Genomic DNA, 17,395 nt, shown 5'->3' on the forward strand with positions numbered 1-17,395 from the left:
TTGAGCGCCGCCGCGCCGCCACCTGCGACCGGCGGGCACCCGGATCGGCCTGCTTCCTCACGCACCGTCGGAGTCGGCGTACCGGCGGCGCAGCTCACGTTTGAGCACCTTGCCGCTGGGGCCGAGCGGCAAGGCGTCCACCAGCTCCACCAGTCTGGGGTACTTGTGTCTGCCGATCCGTTCGGAGGCCCATCCGATGATCTCCGCCGCGCTCGGGGGGTCGGCGGGATCTGCGGGCACCACCACGGCGCACACCTCCTCACCGTGCAGCGGGTGCGGCAAACCGATCACCGCCACCTGGGCGATGCCGGGATGCCGCATCAGTTCGCCCTCCACCTCGCTGGGATAGACGTTGAAGCCACCCCGGATCACGACGTCCTTGGTGCGGTCGACGACGGTGATGAAACCGTCGACGTCCTTGGTGCCCAGGTCGCCGCTGCGGAACCAACCGTCCACGATGGCCTCGGCTGTGGCCTCGGGCAGGTTGTGGTAGCCGAGGAAGACGTTGTGGCCCCGGATGACGATCTCGCCGAGTTCCCCGGTGGCGCACAGCTCGATGCGATCCGGCAAATCCTGGCGGGCGATCTCCACCTCCACGCCCCAGACCGGGTGCCCGACCGTGCCGGGTCGGGTGCCCATGCTCGGTTGGTTGGTGGTCGCGGTGGGCGAGGTCTCCGACAGCCCGTAGCCCTCGTAGACGGTGGTCTGGAAGAGCTCCTCGAACCGCTCCAGCACGGCCATCGGCAGCGAGGCGCCGCCGGAGACGCACAGCCGTAGGGGCGGCAGTGACCGTTGCGGGTCGGCCGCGACGCTTCCGACCAATGCCACGTACATCGTCGGCACGCCGTGGAAGACGGTGACCCCGTGCCGCACCATCAGCTCCAGTGCGGCGGCGGGTTCGAATCGCCGCATCAGCACCAGGGTGGCACCGAGCCGGAAGGCGGTGTTCATCGCGACGGTCTGCCCGAAGGCGTGGAACAGCGGGAGGCAGCCCATCACGACGTCGGTGCTGCGGGTGTCGTTGGCGTCGTAGCCGTTCACTGTCGCATTCATGATCAGGTTGAGTTGGCTGAGCACCGCGCCCTTGGGGGTGCCCGTGGTCCCACTGGTGTAGAGGATCACGGCCGGATCCTGGGCAAGTCGGGTGACGTACCCGGTCAACGGCGCCACCTGTGCGGCGACGTCCTCGAGTCTGGTCGGCGCCGACCCCTCGGCGGCGCCCACTGTCAAAACCGGCAACCCCGAGCCCTCGGTGCCGCGCACCGCGCCCTCGGCCAGCAGGTGATCGCTGATCAGCAGCCGCGCGCCGCTGTCCTGCAGGACGTGGGCGATCTCCTTGGCCGCGAGCAGCAGGTGCACCGGAACGACCACGGCCCCGACGCTGAGGATGGCGAAGTAGGCGCGGGCGAAATCGGCCGAGTTGGTGGCCATCAACGCCACCCGATCGCCCGGCCGCACCCCCGATTCGCGCAGGCCCGCCGCCAGCGCGAGGGTCTGGGTCCAGAGTTCGGCGTAGGTGTGCCTGCCGGTGTCGTCGATCACGGCCACTCGTTCGGGATGGGCACGGGCTGCCTCGGCCAGGATGCAGGCCAGCGATAAGGACATGGACCCTCCAGTCGGCGTCGAAAGCGAACGGGGTGCGAACGGGGTGCGTGCCGTGATCAGCCGAGCTGGTCGCCGACCCGGGTGTGGCCGCGCAGCAGGTCGCGGGCGATGATCAACCGCAGCATCTCGTCGGTGCCCTCGAAGATGCGGAACAGTCGGACCTGCCGGTACCAGCGTTCGATGGGCAGCTCGCGGGTGTACCCGATGCCGCCGTGGATCTGCATCACCCGATCGACGACGCGGTTGACCATGCCCGCGCCGTACAACTTCGCCATCGCCGAGGTGTGGCGCGGATCGCGACCTTGATCGACGGTCCAGGCCGCACGCAGCACCAGCGCCCGCGCCGCTTCCAACTCGACCTCGGAGTCGGCGATCATCCATTGGATGGCCTGATTCGACCCGATCGTCCGGCCGAAGGTCTCCCGGGTGTTGGCGTACTCCACCGCCATGCCCAGCGCGCGTTCGGCGATGCCGATCCCCTGTGAGGGGATGGCGTAACGGCCCTTGCCGATCCACTGCATGCCCAGGGTGAAGCCCTGACCGATCTCGCCGAGGATGTTGCGCCCCGGTACGCGGACGTCGTCGAAGACCAACGCGGCGGGTCCGCCCTCGCCCATGGTGTCGATGAACTCCGAACGCCACCCCATCTCCCGGTCGACGAGGAAGGCGGTGGACCCGCCTCGGGCGCCCAGTTCGGGGTCGGTCACGGCCACGACGATGGCGAAGTCCGCCTCGTTGCCGCCCGTGATGAAGACCTTCTCGCCACGCAGGACCCAGTCGTCGCCGTCGCGGCGGGCGGTCATCCTGATGTTCGCTGCATCCGAGCCCGCGGCAGGCTCGGTGATGGCGAAGCAGGACAGCCGATCGCCCGCGATGGTCGGCAGCAGATACTCCGCCTGCTGCGCCTCGGTGCCGTGGAAGAGGATGTTGTCGGCGTCGCCGCCGAAGCGGAACGGAACAAAGGTACGTCCCGCCTCGGTCCAGATCAGCGACTGTGTCACGGCGGGCAGGTCCATACCGCCGAGGCTCTCCGGGGTGGACAGTCCCCAGAAGCCGAACTCCTTCGCCTTGAGTTGCAGAGCGCGCAGCTCGGAGCGCTCCAGGCCCGGCAGGCCTCGGCGTTCCCGCCGCAGCACCTCGGGTTCCATGGGCATGACCTCCCTGGCGATGAAGGCCCGGGCGGTGTCGCGGATCGCCTGTTGTTCGTCGGTGAATGCGAGGTCCATCGGCTACTCCGGTCGTCGCGGTGATCGGTCGCCGCTTTGTCGGGCACGGCGGTGGACTCGGCCGGTGGTGTGCTCAGCCGGTCGGTGGGAAGACGTAGTCGTCGACGGTGGACGCCCGGCCTGCCGGTTCGACCTGGACGAGTCCGCCCGCAGCTCCGACCTCGGGGCGCAGCACGTAGGAATCGAAGGACGGCGGTCGGTCGGGGTCGGAGAAGTCCATCGCCATGCCCAGGTCGCCTTCGACGAGTCCCTGGGTTCGGTGGGCGGCGATGATGCCTGCCCGGCTCAGATCGCCCTGTTCGCAGGCGATCCGCAGGGCATCGGCGAGGAACTGGAGCACGCCGTATCCGGAGAGCACCCCGCCGTCGATGTCGGCGTCCGGATAGGCGGCCCGGTAGGACTCGACCAGCGCCTGCACGCCCGGGATCTCACTCGATGCCGCCGGGGCGCCGGAGACCATGAAGAACATCTCGGTCAGGGCTGGCGCCACCGCCGTCTCCAGAAGTTGGGAGGCGTAGGCCGGGGTGTTGCCGACCACCGGGACCTCCCAGCCGCCCGCAGCGGCCACGCCCACGAAGGACGCCGTCTGCGCGGGGCCCGCGCTGAGGAGCACGGCGGTCACGTCGGCGGCCCGTAACGCGGCGACCTGCGCGGTCATGTCCTGATCGGTCGGGCTGACCCGCTGCTCGACGATGGTCACGCCCGCCGACTCGGCGGCGAACTCGGCACCGCGCAGCGCGTTCTCGCCGTACTCGTTCTCGAAGTAGACGTGCCCGATCGCATCGCCCTCGGCGAGGTGGGCGCCCCGAACGAGGAAGTCGATCGCGTTGATCATGTCGACGTCGTAGGTGTTGCCGGGAATCTGGATCTCGGGTCTGCCCAGCAGGGTGGAATCCCAGCTCTGCGGGAAGGTCAGCATCTCGTCGGCGGCCAGATCGTCGAGCAGGGCCGCCAGGATCGGGGAGCCGAGCAGTTGCGGCATCGCCGCGACGGTGGGGCCGATCTCGGTGTAGGCGCCCAACGCCTGCTGTACGTCGTAGCCGTGGTCGCGGACCACCATCTCCAGCGAACGACCACAGATGCCGCCCGCCTCGTTGATCTCGTCCACGGCCAACTGCTGGGCGTTGACGATGCTGCTGCTCAGGGCCGCATACGGACCGGTCAGATCGGTGAGCGCCCCCAGTTGGATGGTGGTGTCGGTGATACCGGGTCCGGTGATCAGCCCCGAGCTGCCGCCGGGGCGGTCGTCGGCTGCGGTGCTGCATCCCGCGACGAACAACAGGGCGAGGCCCGAGAGAAGGGCGATCGTTCTTCGGGGTCCGGGAGAGCTCATGTCGTCGGCTCCTTCGCGGTGGCGGTGTGGTGGCCCTTCTCGCCCGCAGCGTCGGGGCCGACGTCGTCATCGGTCGCCTCGGCGGGCCTGGACCGGGTCTCCTGCGGTGGTGGTCGCCGGTGTGCGGGTCGCAGCCTGCGCAACAGGCCGATCAGGCCCTGCCTCGTGAACAGCAGGACGAGCACGATCGCCAACCCGTAGAGATAGCGGGACAGCTCGGCCGGGGTCACACCCGGTTCGGTGGATCCCGGCGCCACCACCAGGGGAAGGCTGTCGGCGTACTGGGTGAGCAACTGCGGCAGCGACGTGACGAACGCGGCGCCGAGGATGGCGCCGCCCACCGAGCCCAGCCCGCCGATGACGATCATCGCCAGGTAGTCCAGTGCCAGGGCGAAGCCGAAGTAGTCCGGTACGACCCGGCGGAACACCAGGGCGATCAGCACCCCGGCCGCGCCCGCGTACATCGAGGACACCACAAAGGCGCCGGAGCGGTATCGCGCGACGGAGACGCCCATCACCGAGGCGGCGATCTCGCTGTCCCGCAGTGCTCCCAACGCTCGGCCCGGCCGACCGCGCAGCAGGTTGCGTGCGGTGATCCAGGCGATCGCGACCAGGACCACCCCGAGATACCAGAGGCGTTCGAGGGCGCCGAAGGGGTGGCCCAACACCAGCAGGCCGGCGGGGTCGTCGTCGGTGAACCCGAAACCCGGGATGGTCAGCGGTGGCACCGACCGGCCGTTGAATCCGCCGGTGACCGACTCCAGTTCGAGCAGGACGTGGTGGCCGATGAAGACCAGCGCGAGCGTGGCCACCCCCAGATACATCCCGCGCAGCCGACCCGAGATCGGGCTGAACAGGCCGCCCGCCACTCCGGCGAGCGCCACGGCGAGGATCGCCGCGACGGGACCCGGCAAGCCGAGCCCGGCCGTGGACTCGCCCGACTCCCCCGCCGCCCACACATAGCCGTAGGCGCCCACGGCGAGAAAGAAGGAATGCCCGAGGGAGAGCTGCCCCGCCGAACCGGTCAACAGGGTGAGGCCGATGGCGCCGATCGCCGCCGCCATGGCGAACAGTCCGGTCTGCAACCACAGCGGGGGCAGGACGAAGGGCAGTCCGAGCAGCAGCGCCACACCGCCCGCCGCCGCGAGCGCCCCGGCGTGGGGAATCCGACGGGCGCGAACCGGGACCTCGGGGGGTTCAGACACGGATGGTCTCCCTCGTGCCGAGAAGACCTTGGGGACGCACCAACAGCACCAGCACCAGCACCACATAGGGCGCGATGTCGCCGAGACCCTCGCCGATCGGGCCGAGACTGCTCTGGTAGCCGGCAGCCGCAGCCTCGGTGACCCCGATCAACACGCTTCCGATCAGGGCGCCCGCCACAGAGTCCATCCCACCGAGCACTGCGGCGGGGAAAGCGCGCAACGCCAGTTCACCGGTGGCCCGGTCCAGACCGGGGGTCGGGAAGGCGGTGAGGAAGACGGCCGCCACACAGGCCAGCGCGCCCGCGACGCACCAGGCGAGCAGTCGCATCCGTCCCAGCCGCACCCCCATCAGGGCTGCGGCCTCACGATCGGCGGCGGCGGCCCGCATCGCCAGTCCCCACGACGACCAGCGGAAGGCGGCGACGAGCAGGGACACCAGTGCCACCGCGACCACCACCGAGACCACTCTGGACTGGGCCACGGTGATCCCGCCGCCGGAGAGCACCCCGGCTCCCCACGGATCCCCGAGGTCCAGCACGTCCGGGCCGATCCGCCGGGCGAGTTCGGTGAGGAGCAGGATGTCGACGCCGATGGTGACGATCGCCAACACGTGTGTCTCGGCAGGCCGCCGCCGCATGCAGAGCAGCTCGATCAGTCCGGCTAATGCTGCGGACGCGACGATGGCGCAGGCGAGCGCGGCCAGGAATCCCAGCGGGGTGTGCAGAACGGCGGTCAAGTAGCCGCCGAACAGCAACAGCGAGCCGTGCGCGAAATTCATCACGCCGGAGGCCCGGAAGATCACCACGAAGCCGACCGCGATCAACGCGTACACCGAGCCGAGGGACAGCCCGTTGAGCAACACCTCCGGCAGGCTCGTCATCGGCCCACCTCCTCGGCGGCCGACGGCGACGCCCCGGCGATCCCGGTCCCGAGATAGGCCCGGATCACCTCGGGGTCGCGCTGCACCTCGCGCGGCGTTCCCGTCGCGATCCCGCGACCGAAGTCGAGCACGGTGACCTCGTCGGCGATGCGCATGATCAGTCCCATGTCGTGCTCGACGAGAAGGATCGACAGGCCGAGTGCGGCCCGCACCCGTCCGATCGTGGCGGCCATCCGGGCCCGTTCGGCGGCGTTCATCCCGGCCACCGGTTCGTCGAGCAGCAGCAGAGTCGGCTCCATGCACAGCGCCCTGGCCAGCTCGACCCGTTTCCGGTCTCCGTAGGACAGCAGGTCGACGGGGATGTCGAACAGCCTGCCGAGGCCGACGAACTCGGCGATCTCACGCGCTCTGGCCAGGTGGATCCGCTGTTCTCGGCGAGTGCCGGGGAGACCGAGCGCGGTGGCCACGAAACCGCCGCGGGTCAGGACGTGCCTGCCGAGCAGCACGTTCTGCGCCACCGTCCCCCTGGTGAGCACGATGTTCTGGAAGGTGCGTGCGACACCGAGTTCCGCGATGCGATGCGGTGCGCACCCGGTGAGTTCACGGCCTGCCAGGGTCACCGACCCGGAGTCGGCTCGGCACACTCCGGACAGGACGTTGAACAAGGTGGACTTCCCGGCGCCGTTCGGTCCGATCAGGGCATGCACACTGTCGGGCCGCACCGTCAGGTCGACACCATCGAGAGCCAGCACACCGGCGAATCGCACTGTCACATCGCGCACGACGAGGGTCGGCGGCGCGCCGGGGTCCGTGGCCTGCGCGCGTCGAGGGCCGGATGGGCTCATGGCACCCACCGCCGCAGGTCGGGTCGTTCGTCGGCGGCCGGAGCGGCATCGGGTACGTCGTCGGCGGCGGCACCGAGATAGAGCCTGCGGACCTCGTCGCTGCCGGACAGCCACGCCGAGGTTCCGGCCAACCGCACTCGTCCGACGTCGAGCACGTAGGCGTGACTCGCCAGCCGCAGCGCCATGGCGGCGTTCTGCTCGATCAGCAGGACACCGACTCCCTGCCGGTTGATCGCGGTGATCACCTCGCCGATGACCGCGACCATCGCGGGAGCCAGTCCCAAGGAGGGCTCGTCCAGCAGCAGCAGTCTCGGTTGGGCCATCAGGGCTCTGCCGATCGCGAGCATCTGCTGTTCGCCACCGGAGAGCAGCCCTGCCCGCCGGGTACTGCGCCGGGCCAGCGCCGGAAAGAGGTCGAACACCCGGTCCGCGCTGGCTCCGACCACGGCGGGGCGCCGGGAGGACCGCCGCAGACCGAGCGTGCCCGCCCGCAGGTTCTCCGCGACGGTGAGTCCACCGAAGACCCGTCGGCCCTCCGGAACCTGCACCACCCCGGCCCGCACCGAGGCCGCCGGATCCCGGCCGGTCAGCGCCCGACCGGCCACGGTGATCCCGCCGCCGGTCAGGCGGCCGTCATGCAGCGGCAGCGTTCCCGAGACCGCCCGCAGCAAGGTGGACTTGCCTGCCCCGTTGGGTCCGAGCACGGCCACGATCCCGGCGGGCGGGACTTCGACGGTCACCGAGTGCAGGACGTGGCCGGAACTTCCGTAGTGCACATCGACGTCGCGCAGCCGCAACAACGGCTCGACGGCGGCTGCCTCATCGGTGGGTTCGGTCACCGTGCTCCCTCCTCGCGGATGTCACCGGCCGATCGGGCCGACCGAAGGTCCGTCCCCGCCGACGCGGGGGTTGTCGAACGCCCGGGCGCGCATCCGGGCGTCACCTCCGTCGACCTGCCGGATCCCCGGGCGGCTCTGCTGGTGCATCGAAGGGCATCCGGGTCGAAGTGTGACCACGACAACACGCGGTGGCGGTCGGCTCCAGATCCCGCGCCGAGTTCGAGGCACCCGCCCAGCAAGAGGGCGGGCGCCGTGTGACGACGCACAGCCTGCCGACGACGGGCGGCGCGGGCGGGCGACACTCGCTCGTCGACAGACCGGTACGCCCGCGTCCGTTCGGGTGGTCATCGCCACCCGAATCGGGTGGCGCGACGCCCACGCATCGGCCTCTATCCAGGGCTTTCCCGAATCCGAGTGCGGTGGTGGTCGGTGCGATGGGCCTGGGTCATCGGGGACGGAGGCAACATCATCGACAGGATGAACAGCGAGCGAGACTTCGACGACCGCGCCCGAAGCGCCACCGACCGGCAGCCCGATACCGGGGTTCGCGCCGAGGATCCGCCGGGACTGGACTCGGAGCTGCTGGCCGATCACCTGCGGCAGGAGCTCCCCGGGGGCATCACCGGCGAGTTGTCCGGCAGGCTGCTCACCGGTGGCCGGTCCAACCTGACCTACGAGGTCCGGGACGAGGCGGGCAGGCGGTGGGCGGTGCGCCGACCGCCGCTGGGACACGTCCTGCCGACCGCGCACGACATGGCCCGCGAGTTCCGGGTGATCAACGCCCTGCGAACCACCCCGGTGCCGGTGCCGGAGGCGATGCTGCTGTGCCGCGATGTCTCGGTGCTCGGCGCGCCGTTCTTCGTGATGGAGTTCGTCGACGGGCACAGCGCCTTGGATGTCGAGGGGCTCCGCGAACTCGGATCGCGGCGGACCGGCCGCATCGGCTCGGCCCTGGTGACCCAGCTGGTGACATTGCATTCGGTCGATCCCGAACAGGTGGGACTCGGCGATTTCGGCAGGCCCGAGGGTTTCCTGGCCCGGCAGCTTCGGCGCTGGCGCACGCAGCTCGACGGTTCGCGCAGCAGGCCCACCGATCTCCTCGACGCACTACACACACGGTTGGGCGATGCGCTGCCGGTCTCCCCCGCGCCGACGATCGTGCACGGCGACTACCGGGTGGACAACACGATCTTCGGCGACGACGACCGGATGCGCGCGATCCTGGACTGGGAGATGGCCACCCTGGGCGATCCGCTGGCCGATCTGGGCATGTTGTTGGTCTACGGCAGGCGCGCTCCGCTGGCGGGCCATGCACCGGTCAATGCCGAGACGACGCCCGGATATCCGACCGAGGACGCGCTGATCGAGGCGTATGCGACCACCTCGGGCCGCGATGTCGACGGACTCGCCTGGTATGTGGGCTTCGGGTTCTTCAAGCTGGCGGTAATCATGGAGGGCATCCACTATCGGCACCGACTCGGTCAGACGGCTGGCGTGGGATTCGGTGGGATCGGTGAGTTGGTCGAACCGTTGGCCCGGTCCGGCCACGACGCGCTGCGGGCGGGCCTCCGGTAGGCCGACGCACAACCGGACGTCGATCTCGGTGGGCGCGGGCACCGGTCTTCGCGAACGGCGCCACAGCCCGCTGGACGACAGCGAGTCACCAACACCCTCGACGACCAGCCGTTAGGGGGCTGTTCCAGGCCACGCGGCCCGATCTCATCGGGCGGCAGGCGCGATCGGACTCGATCGACATGCCCCGCAGTCTGCCTATCATCCGAAGTGGAGATCGGCAGCCCACTCGCCCGCGAGCTCCCGTGGCCGGGCAGTTCTCGATTCGACGCCCCACAACGGGCAGAAAGCGAGAATCATCGACGATGTCGCCGCCCTACACCCTGCAGGACCGCATCGCGGTGGTCACCGGTGGTGCCTCCGGCATCGGCGCCGCGCTGGCCCGCACGTTCGCCTCGGCCGGTGCGCGGGCCGTGGTCGTCGTCGATCGAGACGGCGCGGCGGCCGAAGAACTGGCCGGGTCGCTGCCCGCAGCGGTGGGCCGGGCGGTGGCGGCCGACGTGACCGACGCACCGGTCGTCGGCGACCTCGTCGCGCGGTTGGAGGCCGAGATCGGGCCGATCGACGTGTGGTGCTCCAATGCGGGAATCGCGCGTGGTCGGGGTCTCGGAATGGCCTCGGACTGGGCCGATTCGTGGGCGGTGCACGTCATGGCCCATGTGTATGCCGCCGACCACGTCCTGCCCCGGATGATCGCCAGGAACAGCGGACGGTTCATGCTCACCGCATCGGCGGCGGGCCTGCTGACCAACATCGACTCGGCGCCCTACAGCGTCACCAAACACGGCACGGTGGCCCTGGCCGAATGGCTGTCGATCAATTGTCCGGCGGACGGGGTGGCGGTGTCCTGCCTGGCACCGCAGGGCGTGCGGACCCCGATGCTCGCCGATGCCGGACCCGATTCGGCCACGCTGGCCGCCGGGGCCGTGCTCGAGCCGTCCGAGGTCGCCGCCGAGGTCGTTCGAGCGCTGGTCACCGGCGCCTTCGAGATCCTTCCGCATCCGGTGGTCGCCGAGTACGAGCGCCGCCGAGTCACCGACCGGCAGCGGTGGCTGGGGTCGATGCGCCGACTTCGCGAGCGGTTGGCCTGCGTCGCTGCGACCCCGCAACACACCCGCTGGGAAACCGACGATCTCCAGGAGCGGCAGTGAACGCGACGACGACCGGCGAGGGCTCCAGCGTGGCCCGCCGCTTCGAGGGACAGACGGCGTTGGTCACCGGTGCCAGCCGGGGCATCGGGCTGGAGATCGCCCGGCGGCTGGTCGTCGAGGGCGCGCGGGTGTGCCTCACCGGCCGGAACCCGGCGACGCTGGCGGAAGCGGTGGACGCCCTGGGCGGGCGGACGCACGCGATCGGTGTCGCAGGCCGCAGCGACGACGCCGAGCATCGGTCGAGTGCGGTCGCCGCCGCCATCGACGCCTTCGGCAGCCTCGAAGTGCTGGTTAACAACGCGGGAACCAACCCGTTGCACGGCCCGCTGCTGACCGCCGATGCGGCGGCGGTGCGCAAGACCTTCGAGGTCAACGTGTTCGCCGTGCTCGGCTGGGTGCAGGAGGCGCACCGGGCCTGGCTCGGCGCGCACGGTGGGCGCGTCGTGTGCGTGTCCTCGGTGTCGGGGCTGCGCCCCGCCGAGGGCATCGGGGTGTACGGCGCGAGCAAGGCGGCGCTGATCCGTCTCACCGAGCAGCTCGCCGTCGAGTTGGCCCCGAACATCCGGGTGAACGCGGTGGCCCCTGCAGTCGTGAAGACCCGGTTCGCCGCCGCGCTGTACGAGGGGCGGGAAGACGCCGTGGCACGAACCTATCCGCTGCAACGGCTGGGGGTGCCCGCCGATGTCGCCGGTGCGGTGGCGTTCCTGGCCGCGCCGGAGTCCGACTGGATCACCGGACAGACACTGGTGATCGACGGCGGCGTCACCCTGACCTGACCTGCGGCGCTCACGTGCCGGTGTCCTGGTCGTCGACAAAGAAATCGGAGCAGCCGTGGACTTCGCCCCCGATCCCCGAACCGAGGAACTCCGCCGGTCGCTGCTGGACTTCATGGCCGAGTTCGTCTACCCGGCCGAGGAGACCTTGGAGGCGGAACCGGTGGTCTCCTGGTCTCGGCCGCCGGTCCTGCAGACGCTGCAGGCCGAGGCTCGCAGGCGCGGTCTGTGGAACCTCTTCCTGCCCGGGGAACACGGGGCGGGGCTGACCAATCTGCAATACGCGCCGCTGGCCGAGATCACCGGCCGCAGCCCGCGGTTGGCGCCCGAGGCGCTGAACTGCGCCGCGCCCGACACCGGCAACATGGAGATCCTCGCGGTCGCGGGCGATGACGAGCAACGCCTACGCTGGCTGGCTCCGCTGTTGGCGGGCGAGATCCGTTCGGCCTTCGCGATGACCGAACCCGACGTGGCCTCCTCCGACGCCACCAACATCGCGACCAGCATCGTCCGTCGAGGGACGAACTGGGTGATCAACGGGCGGAAGTGGTTCGTCTCCGGCGCCAAGGATCCCGCGTGTCGCATTCTGATCGTGATGGGCCGTACGGCCGAAGACGGTCCGATCCGGGAACGGCAGAGCATGATCCTGGTCCCCGTCGACACCCCGGGTGTGCAGATCGGTCGGGGCATGAGCCAGTTCGGCTACGCCGACGACGATCACGGCGGGCACGCAGAGATCACCTTCACCGACGTCGAGGTCCCGGCGCGGAACCTGCTGGGTGCACCGGGATCGGGCTTCGCCATCGCCCAGGCCCGGCTCGGCCCCGGACGGATCCATCACTGCATGCGGCTGCTCGGAATGGCCGAACGCGCCCTGGACCTGGTCCGGGAACGCGCGGCGAGTCGCGTCGCCTTCGGCAGGCCGCTCGCCGAGCAGGGCGTGGTGCAGGAGTGGGCCGCCGAGTCTCGGGTCCGTATCGAACAGGCCCGGCTGCTGGTGCTCAAGGCGGCGTGGTTGATGGACACCGAGGGCAATCGGGCCGCGCACACCGAGATCCAGGCCATCAAGATCGCCGTGCCCCGCGCGGTCGAATGGATCCTCGACAAGGCCGTGCAACTGCACGGTGCCGCCGGGGTGAGCCAGGACCTTCCGCTGGCCCGCTTCTGGGCGATCGCCCGGTCGCTGCGACTGGCCGACGGTCCGGACGAGGTCCACCTGCGTTCCCTGGGCCGCAGAGAGCTCAAGCCACGATAAGACCTCTCGCGTAGGGGTGGGTCGTCTCGACGTGGAGCGGCGGGGTGCCGAGCACGGCAGCGTGTTCTGGCCTCGCGGGCGGGCGGAGTCGGCGGCTGTCGAATGGGCCACGAAGCGCCCCCGCTTGATCGGTCGGTGATTATGCTCGCGGGCGCGTGATCCACGACGGACCGATCGGCTACTCCTAGCGAGGGAGCAAACGGATGACCCGACAGATCCGAGTGCCGGGCGCCGAACGCGCCCGGCCCCGGTTGACAGAACGGCCCCTGCTCGACCCCGTCGCCGGATGACCGCCCCCACGGAGGGTCGTCTGGTGGCGACCAGCGATCTGCACATCGGACACCAGGACAATCGACGCATCGTCGAGGACATCCGGCCGGAGCATCCGGACGACTGGCTGATCGTGGCTGGCGATGTCGCCGACCGCGTCGAGGACATCGACTGGACCCTGCGGCTGCTGAAGGATCACTTCACCGAGGTGATCTGGGTGCCCGGCAACCACGAGCTCTGGACACCGGGCAACGATCCGGTGGAGCTGCGCGGTGTGCGGCGCTACGAGCATCTGGTGCAGGTGTGTCGGGGGCTGGGTGTGCACACCCCGGAGGATCCGTATCCGGTGTGGCGGGGCGCGGGCGGACCGGTGACCGTGGCGCCACTCTTCCTGCTGTACGACTACACGTTCCGGCCGGAGGGCACCCTGACCAGGGAGACCGCGCTGGCGAAGGCGTACGAGGCAGGCGTGGTCTGCACGGACGAGTACCTGCTGCATCCCGACCCGTATCCGACGCTCGACGCCTGGGGGCGGGCCAGGGTCGAGGAGACCGAGAGACGACTCGAGGCCTTGCCCGCCGACACGTCGACCGTGCTGATCAATCACTGGCCGATGACCAGGGATCCCACGCGCATCCTGCGGTATCCCGAGTTCGCGCTGTGGTGTGGCACCGAGTCGACCGCCGACTGGCATGTTCGGTTCAACGCGGCGGCGGTCGTCTACGGGCACCTGCATATCCCGCGCACGACCTTCCAGAACGGGGTGCGCTTCGAGGAGGTCTCGCTCGGCTATCCCCGGGAATGGAAGCCCAGGGGTCTGCCGCGGGGCGTGTTGCGCACCATCCTGCCCGGTTAGGCCCGGCCGGACCGCCGCGCCGCCGTCACCGTCGAATGCGGTCGGCGCAGCCGACGCAGGTGGTGGCGGCGGGACGGGCGGTGAGACGCTCGCCGGGGATCAGCCGACCGCAGCGCAGACAGTGGCCGTAGGTTCCCGAGGCGAGTCGTTCGGTGGCGCGGTCCAGATCGTCGAGTTCACGCCGGGTCTCGGCCAGCAGGGAGAGCACCTGGGCCCGCTCGTAGGCCAGCGTCGCGCCCTCGGGGTCGTGCTCGTCGTCGCCACTGGACAGCGCCGAGGACTCGGCGATCGAGTCGCGTTGGGCCAGCAGGGAGTCGACCAGTCCGAGCAGCGTCGCCCGCTCGGCAGCCAGCAGGGGTGCGAACTCCTGCTGCGCGCGGTGCGGGTCGCCTGCGGTCATCCCAGCATCAACGCCGGTCGGCCTCGCGCGCATTCCGCGACCCCGGTCACCTGCGGTGATCCCCGGAGAGCCGCGTCACCGAACCGGCCACCCCGCTCGGAAGGTTCTTTCACACACAGTGACCAAGGTGGTTGCGGTGCGCGATAAATTCGGTGGCGCAGCCGTCGGTCGGCTTGTCACGATCTTGCCATGACTCTGCACACCTCGGATCGACGCGCGCTCGCACTCGACGCACTGACCGGGCTATCGGTCGGCGACGCCGCAGGGAATCAGGGCTTTCCTCCCGCCTGGCGGGTCCGATCCCCGGAGCGGCCCGCGGGGGCGTGGTCGTGGACCGACGACACCCAGATGGCCTGCTCACTGGTCGAGGTGCTGTTCCGATACGGACAGGTCGACCAGTCGGCCTTGGCGCAGGCCTTCGCCGAGCACGCTCAGGAGGTGCGGGACTACGGGTCGGGCGCGTTGAGCTTCATGGCTCGGGTCCGTGCGGGCGAGGACTGGCAGCGGGTCAGCGCCGATCTGTTCGACGGCCTCGGTTCCTGGGGCAACGGCGGCGCGATGCGGGTGGCGCCGTTGGGCGCCTGGTTCGCCGATGATCTGGACCGGGCGGCCGCCGAGTCGGCCCGGTCCGCCGAGGTCACCCACGCACATCCCGAGGGCGTCGCGGGGGCGGTGGCGGTCGGGGTGGCCGCAGCGCACGCCGCCGCATTGCGGGGAACCACCGTCGTGGGGCCTGCGGTCGAGTTGTTCGACGTGGCCTTACGGCTGGTCGGCGCGCGCGGCGCCACCGCTTTGGGTCTCCGCCTGGAACGGGCGACGACCATGGTGGAGTCCTCGGTGGCGGAAGCGGCGCAGGAACTGGGCAACGGCGCGCGGATCAGTGCCGTCGACACGGTTCCGTTCGCACTGTGGGTCGCCGTGACGCATTTCCACGACTTCGCAGCGGCGATCGAGGCGTGTCAATCCGTAGGCGGCGATATGGACACCACCGCCGCCATGGTCGGCGGCATCCTGGCAGCGCACCACGGTCCAAGCATCATTCCGAGGGCCTGGCGGGAGATCCGCGAGCCGCTGCCCGCCTGGTTGGCGGTGCCCGATTCGGTGTGATCGGGAGTGCGGCGTCGCCTGCGGTGGAGATCCGGCTCGTGATGTCGCCGGTCAGGTGGCGCGCTGCGGTGGGGTGGGCGGCTCGGGGTCGGCGCGGTCCGGTTCGACGATCCAACGACCCAGGCCCGCCGAGGCCAGGAGACCCACCACACCCATCGAGGCCACCGACGCCGCCAGGGACACCACGGAACCCACCCCGATCAACAGCGGTCCGAGACTGGCCCCGGTGTCGACGCACAGCCGCCAGGCACTCAGGAAGGCGGGGCGTGCGTTCGGCGGGGCCATGTCCGCGCCGAGGGTCATCATGATGCCGCTGCCCAGGCCGTTGCCGATGCCCATCAGGGCTGCCACCGCGAGCAGCCCGACAGCACCATCGGTCAACGGCAGCAGGAGGTACGACAGGCCGAGCACCAGCATGGAGGGCACGGCGACGAACCGGCGGCCATACAGGTCCATCACCCGACCCGCCGGGTAGAACAACAGCATGTCCAGCGCCCCGGACAGGCCGAAGATCAGGCTGATCACCGCGGGATCCAGCCCGAGATGATTGCCCCACAGGGGCACCACGGCCTGCCGGGACGCCCGGATGGCTCCGACGAACAGCGCCGAGGTGCCGAGGGTGGCGAACAGCCGTCGGTGATCTCGGAACATGCGCAGCGGGCGGACCCGGCCGCCGTTGCGGGCCCGGGAGTGACGGTCCACATCGGGCAGCACGAGGATGATCGTGCCCGCGACGGCGACGGCGACGACCTGGACCCAGTAGCCACCCCGGCTACCGAGGAGCAGCGCACCGGCTCCGACCAAGGGACCGGCGAACGCGCCGATGCGCACCACGCCGCCCAGGGTGGACATCGCCCTGGCTCGGAGCCGCAACGGCACGACCTCGGTCAGGTAGGTCTGTCGGGCCAGGTTCCAGACCGAGTTCGCCGAGCCTGCCAGTAGGACGGCCAGACCGAGCAGCCACAGGTTCGGGGCCAGGGCACAACCGATGGCGGCCAGTACCGCCAGACCGGTGGCCGCCAGCAGCGCGCTGCGTTCGCCGATGACCCCGACCAACCGGCCCGCAGGAAGGTTGCCGAGGATCTGGCCGAACCCCAGCAGTGTCACGACCAGGCCCGAGACGAAGAGCGAGGCGCCGAGCTCGCGAGCGGTGAGGGCGATCAGCGGTGCCGCCGCGCCCTGACCGAATCCGTACAGGGTCGCGGGCAGGAACACGGCCGGGATCAGCGAGCGCAGGGTCACCGGTTGCCCCAGCGTCGATTCCGAGGCCCCGCTCATCGCCTGCATCCACTCCCAGCTCGTCGCCGACGCCCACGTCGACCGACGGCACAGGCGGTTATCGGGCGGGGTCGACGATCATGATCGTCACCCACTCGGGGAGTGTCGTCCGGCCGGTCGAACCCGGTCAATGCCCGTGGTCACGAATCACCGGTGAGCAGAAACACCCGGCTCGAGAAGTGTCATGCCCCGGGCGGCTGGGCGTTGGGCGTTGGGCGGAACGTCGGCGTGGATCGACACCAGACCCACGCCGGGTTGCGAGTGGCCGCGCGCGGATCGAAACGGCAAGGCAACACGCTGCCCTCGCCCGACCGCGCCGCCCAGGCGCGGTCGGCGGTTCCGTCGCCGGAGACCGACGATCAGGCTTCGGCCGGTTCCAGGACCACGACCGGGATCACCCGGCTGGTGCCCTTCTGGTAGTCGTCAAAGCCGGGCATCAGCGCGGCATGCGCCGCGTAGAGCCGATCGCGTTCGGAACCCTCGGACTCGATCCGAGCGGTCCCCTCGAAGGTGCGTTCCCCCACCTCGACCGTGACCTTCGGGTCGGCGGCGATGTTGCCCAACCACACCGGGTCCGTGTCGGCACCGCCGTTGGAGGCCGCGATGACGAGATTCGACCCGTCGGTGGAGTACACCAGCGGGAACGTGCGGGGCTTGCCGGTGCGGCGGCCGGTCACCGTCACCAACAGCATCTGCGCGCCTTCGAACGGGCCGCCGACCTTGCCGCCGTTGGCCCGGAACTCCTCGATGATGCGATCGTTGAACTCGGACATGCCGTCTCTCCTCGATGTGGGCGAAGG

16 protein-coding genes are annotated in these 17,395 nt (G+C 70.3%); 6 read left to right on the top strand and 10 right to left on the bottom strand.

Annotated elements, in window-relative coordinates; genetic code table 11:
• Positions 1 to 57 precede the first annotated feature (57 nt).
• The 7 genes from BKA25_RS14630 to BKA25_RS14660 all read right to left on the bottom strand — a co-directional run bounded on the left by BKA25_RS14630 (position 58) and on the right by BKA25_RS14660 (position 7,894).
• The gene (locus tag BKA25_RS14630) at positions 58 to 1,605 is read right to left on the bottom strand and encodes a long-chain-fatty-acid--CoA ligase (RefSeq protein WP_069849056.1); all 1,548 of its coding nucleotides are present in this window, start codon (positions 1,603 to 1,605) and stop codon (positions 58 to 60) included.
• 56 nt (positions 1,606 to 1,661) lie between these two features.
• Positions 1,662 to 2,831 (bottom strand): acyl-CoA dehydrogenase family protein, encoded by a 1,170-nt coding sequence (locus BKA25_RS14635; RefSeq protein WP_069849054.1) that lies wholly within the window; start codon positions 2,829 to 2,831, stop codon positions 1,662 to 1,664.
• A 73-nt stretch (positions 2,832 to 2,904) separates the two neighbouring features.
• On the bottom strand, positions 2,905 to 4,164 hold the full coding sequence (locus BKA25_RS14640) for an ABC transporter substrate-binding protein (RefSeq protein ID WP_069849052.1): 1,260 nt from the start codon (positions 4,162 to 4,164) through the stop codon (positions 2,905 to 2,907).
• Positions 4,161 to 5,369, bottom strand: coding sequence for a branched-chain amino acid ABC transporter permease (locus BKA25_RS14645; RefSeq protein WP_236750764.1), 1,209 nt, complete (start codon positions 5,367 to 5,369; stop codon positions 4,161 to 4,163). Before BKA25_RS14645 ends, BKA25_RS14640 begins: the two co-directional genes overlap by 4 nt.
• The gene (locus tag BKA25_RS14650; protein ID WP_069849051.1) at positions 5,362 to 6,249 is read right to left on the bottom strand and encodes a branched-chain amino acid ABC transporter permease; all 888 of its coding nucleotides are present in this window, start codon (positions 6,247 to 6,249) and stop codon (positions 5,362 to 5,364) included. Before BKA25_RS14650 ends, BKA25_RS14645 begins: the two co-directional genes overlap by 8 nt.
• Positions 6,246 to 7,094, bottom strand: a complete 849-nt coding sequence (locus BKA25_RS14655) for an ABC transporter ATP-binding protein (RefSeq protein WP_069849049.1) — start codon at positions 7,092 to 7,094, stop codon at positions 6,246 to 6,248. Before BKA25_RS14655 ends, BKA25_RS14650 begins: the two co-directional genes overlap by 4 nt.
• Positions 7,091 to 7,894 carry an ABC transporter ATP-binding protein gene (locus BKA25_RS14660; RefSeq protein ID WP_216637866.1) on the bottom strand — a complete coding sequence of 268 codons (804 nt, stop codon included), beginning with the start codon at positions 7,892 to 7,894 and terminating at the stop codon, positions 7,091 to 7,093. The genes BKA25_RS14655 and BKA25_RS14660 overlap by 4 nt, the downstream gene beginning before the upstream one ends.
• A 516-nt stretch (positions 7,895 to 8,410) precedes the next feature.
• Here BKA25_RS14660 and BKA25_RS14665 point away from each other — a divergent pair.
• The 5 genes from BKA25_RS14665 (at position 8,411) to BKA25_RS14685 (ending at position 13,810) form a co-directional block, all read left to right on the top strand.
• Entirely contained in the window at positions 8,411 to 9,508 is a 1,098-nt protein-coding gene (locus BKA25_RS14665; protein ID WP_084643647.1) for a phosphotransferase family protein, read from the top strand.
• A gap of 302 nt (positions 9,509 to 9,810) precedes the next feature.
• Positions 9,811 to 10,656 carry an SDR family oxidoreductase gene (locus tag BKA25_RS14670; protein WP_069849046.1) on the top strand — a complete coding sequence of 282 codons (846 nt, stop codon included), beginning with the start codon at positions 9,811 to 9,813 and terminating at the stop codon, positions 10,654 to 10,656.
• 29 nt (positions 10,657 to 10,685) lie between these two features.
• On the top strand, positions 10,686 to 11,432 hold the full coding sequence (locus tag BKA25_RS14675) for an SDR family oxidoreductase (protein WP_069853618.1): 747 nt from the start codon (positions 10,686 to 10,688) through the stop codon (positions 11,430 to 11,432).
• 55 nt (positions 11,433 to 11,487) lie between these two features.
• Entirely contained in the window at positions 11,488 to 12,684 is a 1,197-nt protein-coding gene (locus tag BKA25_RS14680; RefSeq protein WP_069849044.1) for an acyl-CoA dehydrogenase family protein, read from the top strand.
• A 286-nt stretch (positions 12,685 to 12,970) separates the two neighbouring features.
• Positions 12,971 to 13,810, top strand: a complete 840-nt coding sequence (locus BKA25_RS14685; protein WP_069849042.1) for a metallophosphoesterase family protein — start codon at positions 12,971 to 12,973, stop codon at positions 13,808 to 13,810.
• Positions 13,811 to 13,835: 25 nt separating this feature from the next.
• Here BKA25_RS14685 and BKA25_RS14690 read toward each other — a convergent pair whose 3' ends face one another.
• Complete coding sequence (locus BKA25_RS14690) at positions 13,836 to 14,210, bottom strand: TraR/DksA family transcriptional regulator (protein ID WP_069849040.1); 375 nt, start codon at positions 14,208 to 14,210, stop codon at positions 13,836 to 13,838.
• A 189-nt stretch (positions 14,211 to 14,399) separates the two neighbouring features.
• On the opposite strand from BKA25_RS14690, the gene BKA25_RS14695 reads away from it, so the two are divergent.
• On the top strand, positions 14,400 to 15,317 hold the full coding sequence (locus BKA25_RS14695) for an ADP-ribosylglycohydrolase family protein (protein ID WP_069849038.1): 918 nt from the start codon (positions 14,400 to 14,402) through the stop codon (positions 15,315 to 15,317).
• Positions 15,318 to 15,368: 51 nt separating this feature from the next.
• Here BKA25_RS14695 and BKA25_RS14700 read toward each other — a convergent pair whose 3' ends face one another.
• Complete coding sequence (locus BKA25_RS14700; protein WP_069853617.1) at positions 15,369 to 16,595, bottom strand: MFS transporter; 1,227 nt, start codon at positions 16,593 to 16,595, stop codon at positions 15,369 to 15,371.
• Positions 16,596 to 16,954: 359 nt separating this feature from the next.
• On the bottom strand, positions 16,955 to 17,368 hold the full coding sequence (locus tag BKA25_RS14705; RefSeq protein WP_069849036.1) for a nitroreductase family deazaflavin-dependent oxidoreductase: 414 nt from the start codon (positions 17,366 to 17,368) through the stop codon (positions 16,955 to 16,957).
• Between the last annotated feature and the right edge of the window lie 27 nt (positions 17,369 to 17,395).

The sequence above is a fragment of the Actinoalloteichus hymeniacidonis genome (assembly GCF_014203365.1).
Taxonomy (GTDB): Bacteria; Actinomycetota; Actinomycetes; order Mycobacteriales; family Pseudonocardiaceae; genus Actinoalloteichus_A; species Actinoalloteichus_A hymeniacidonis.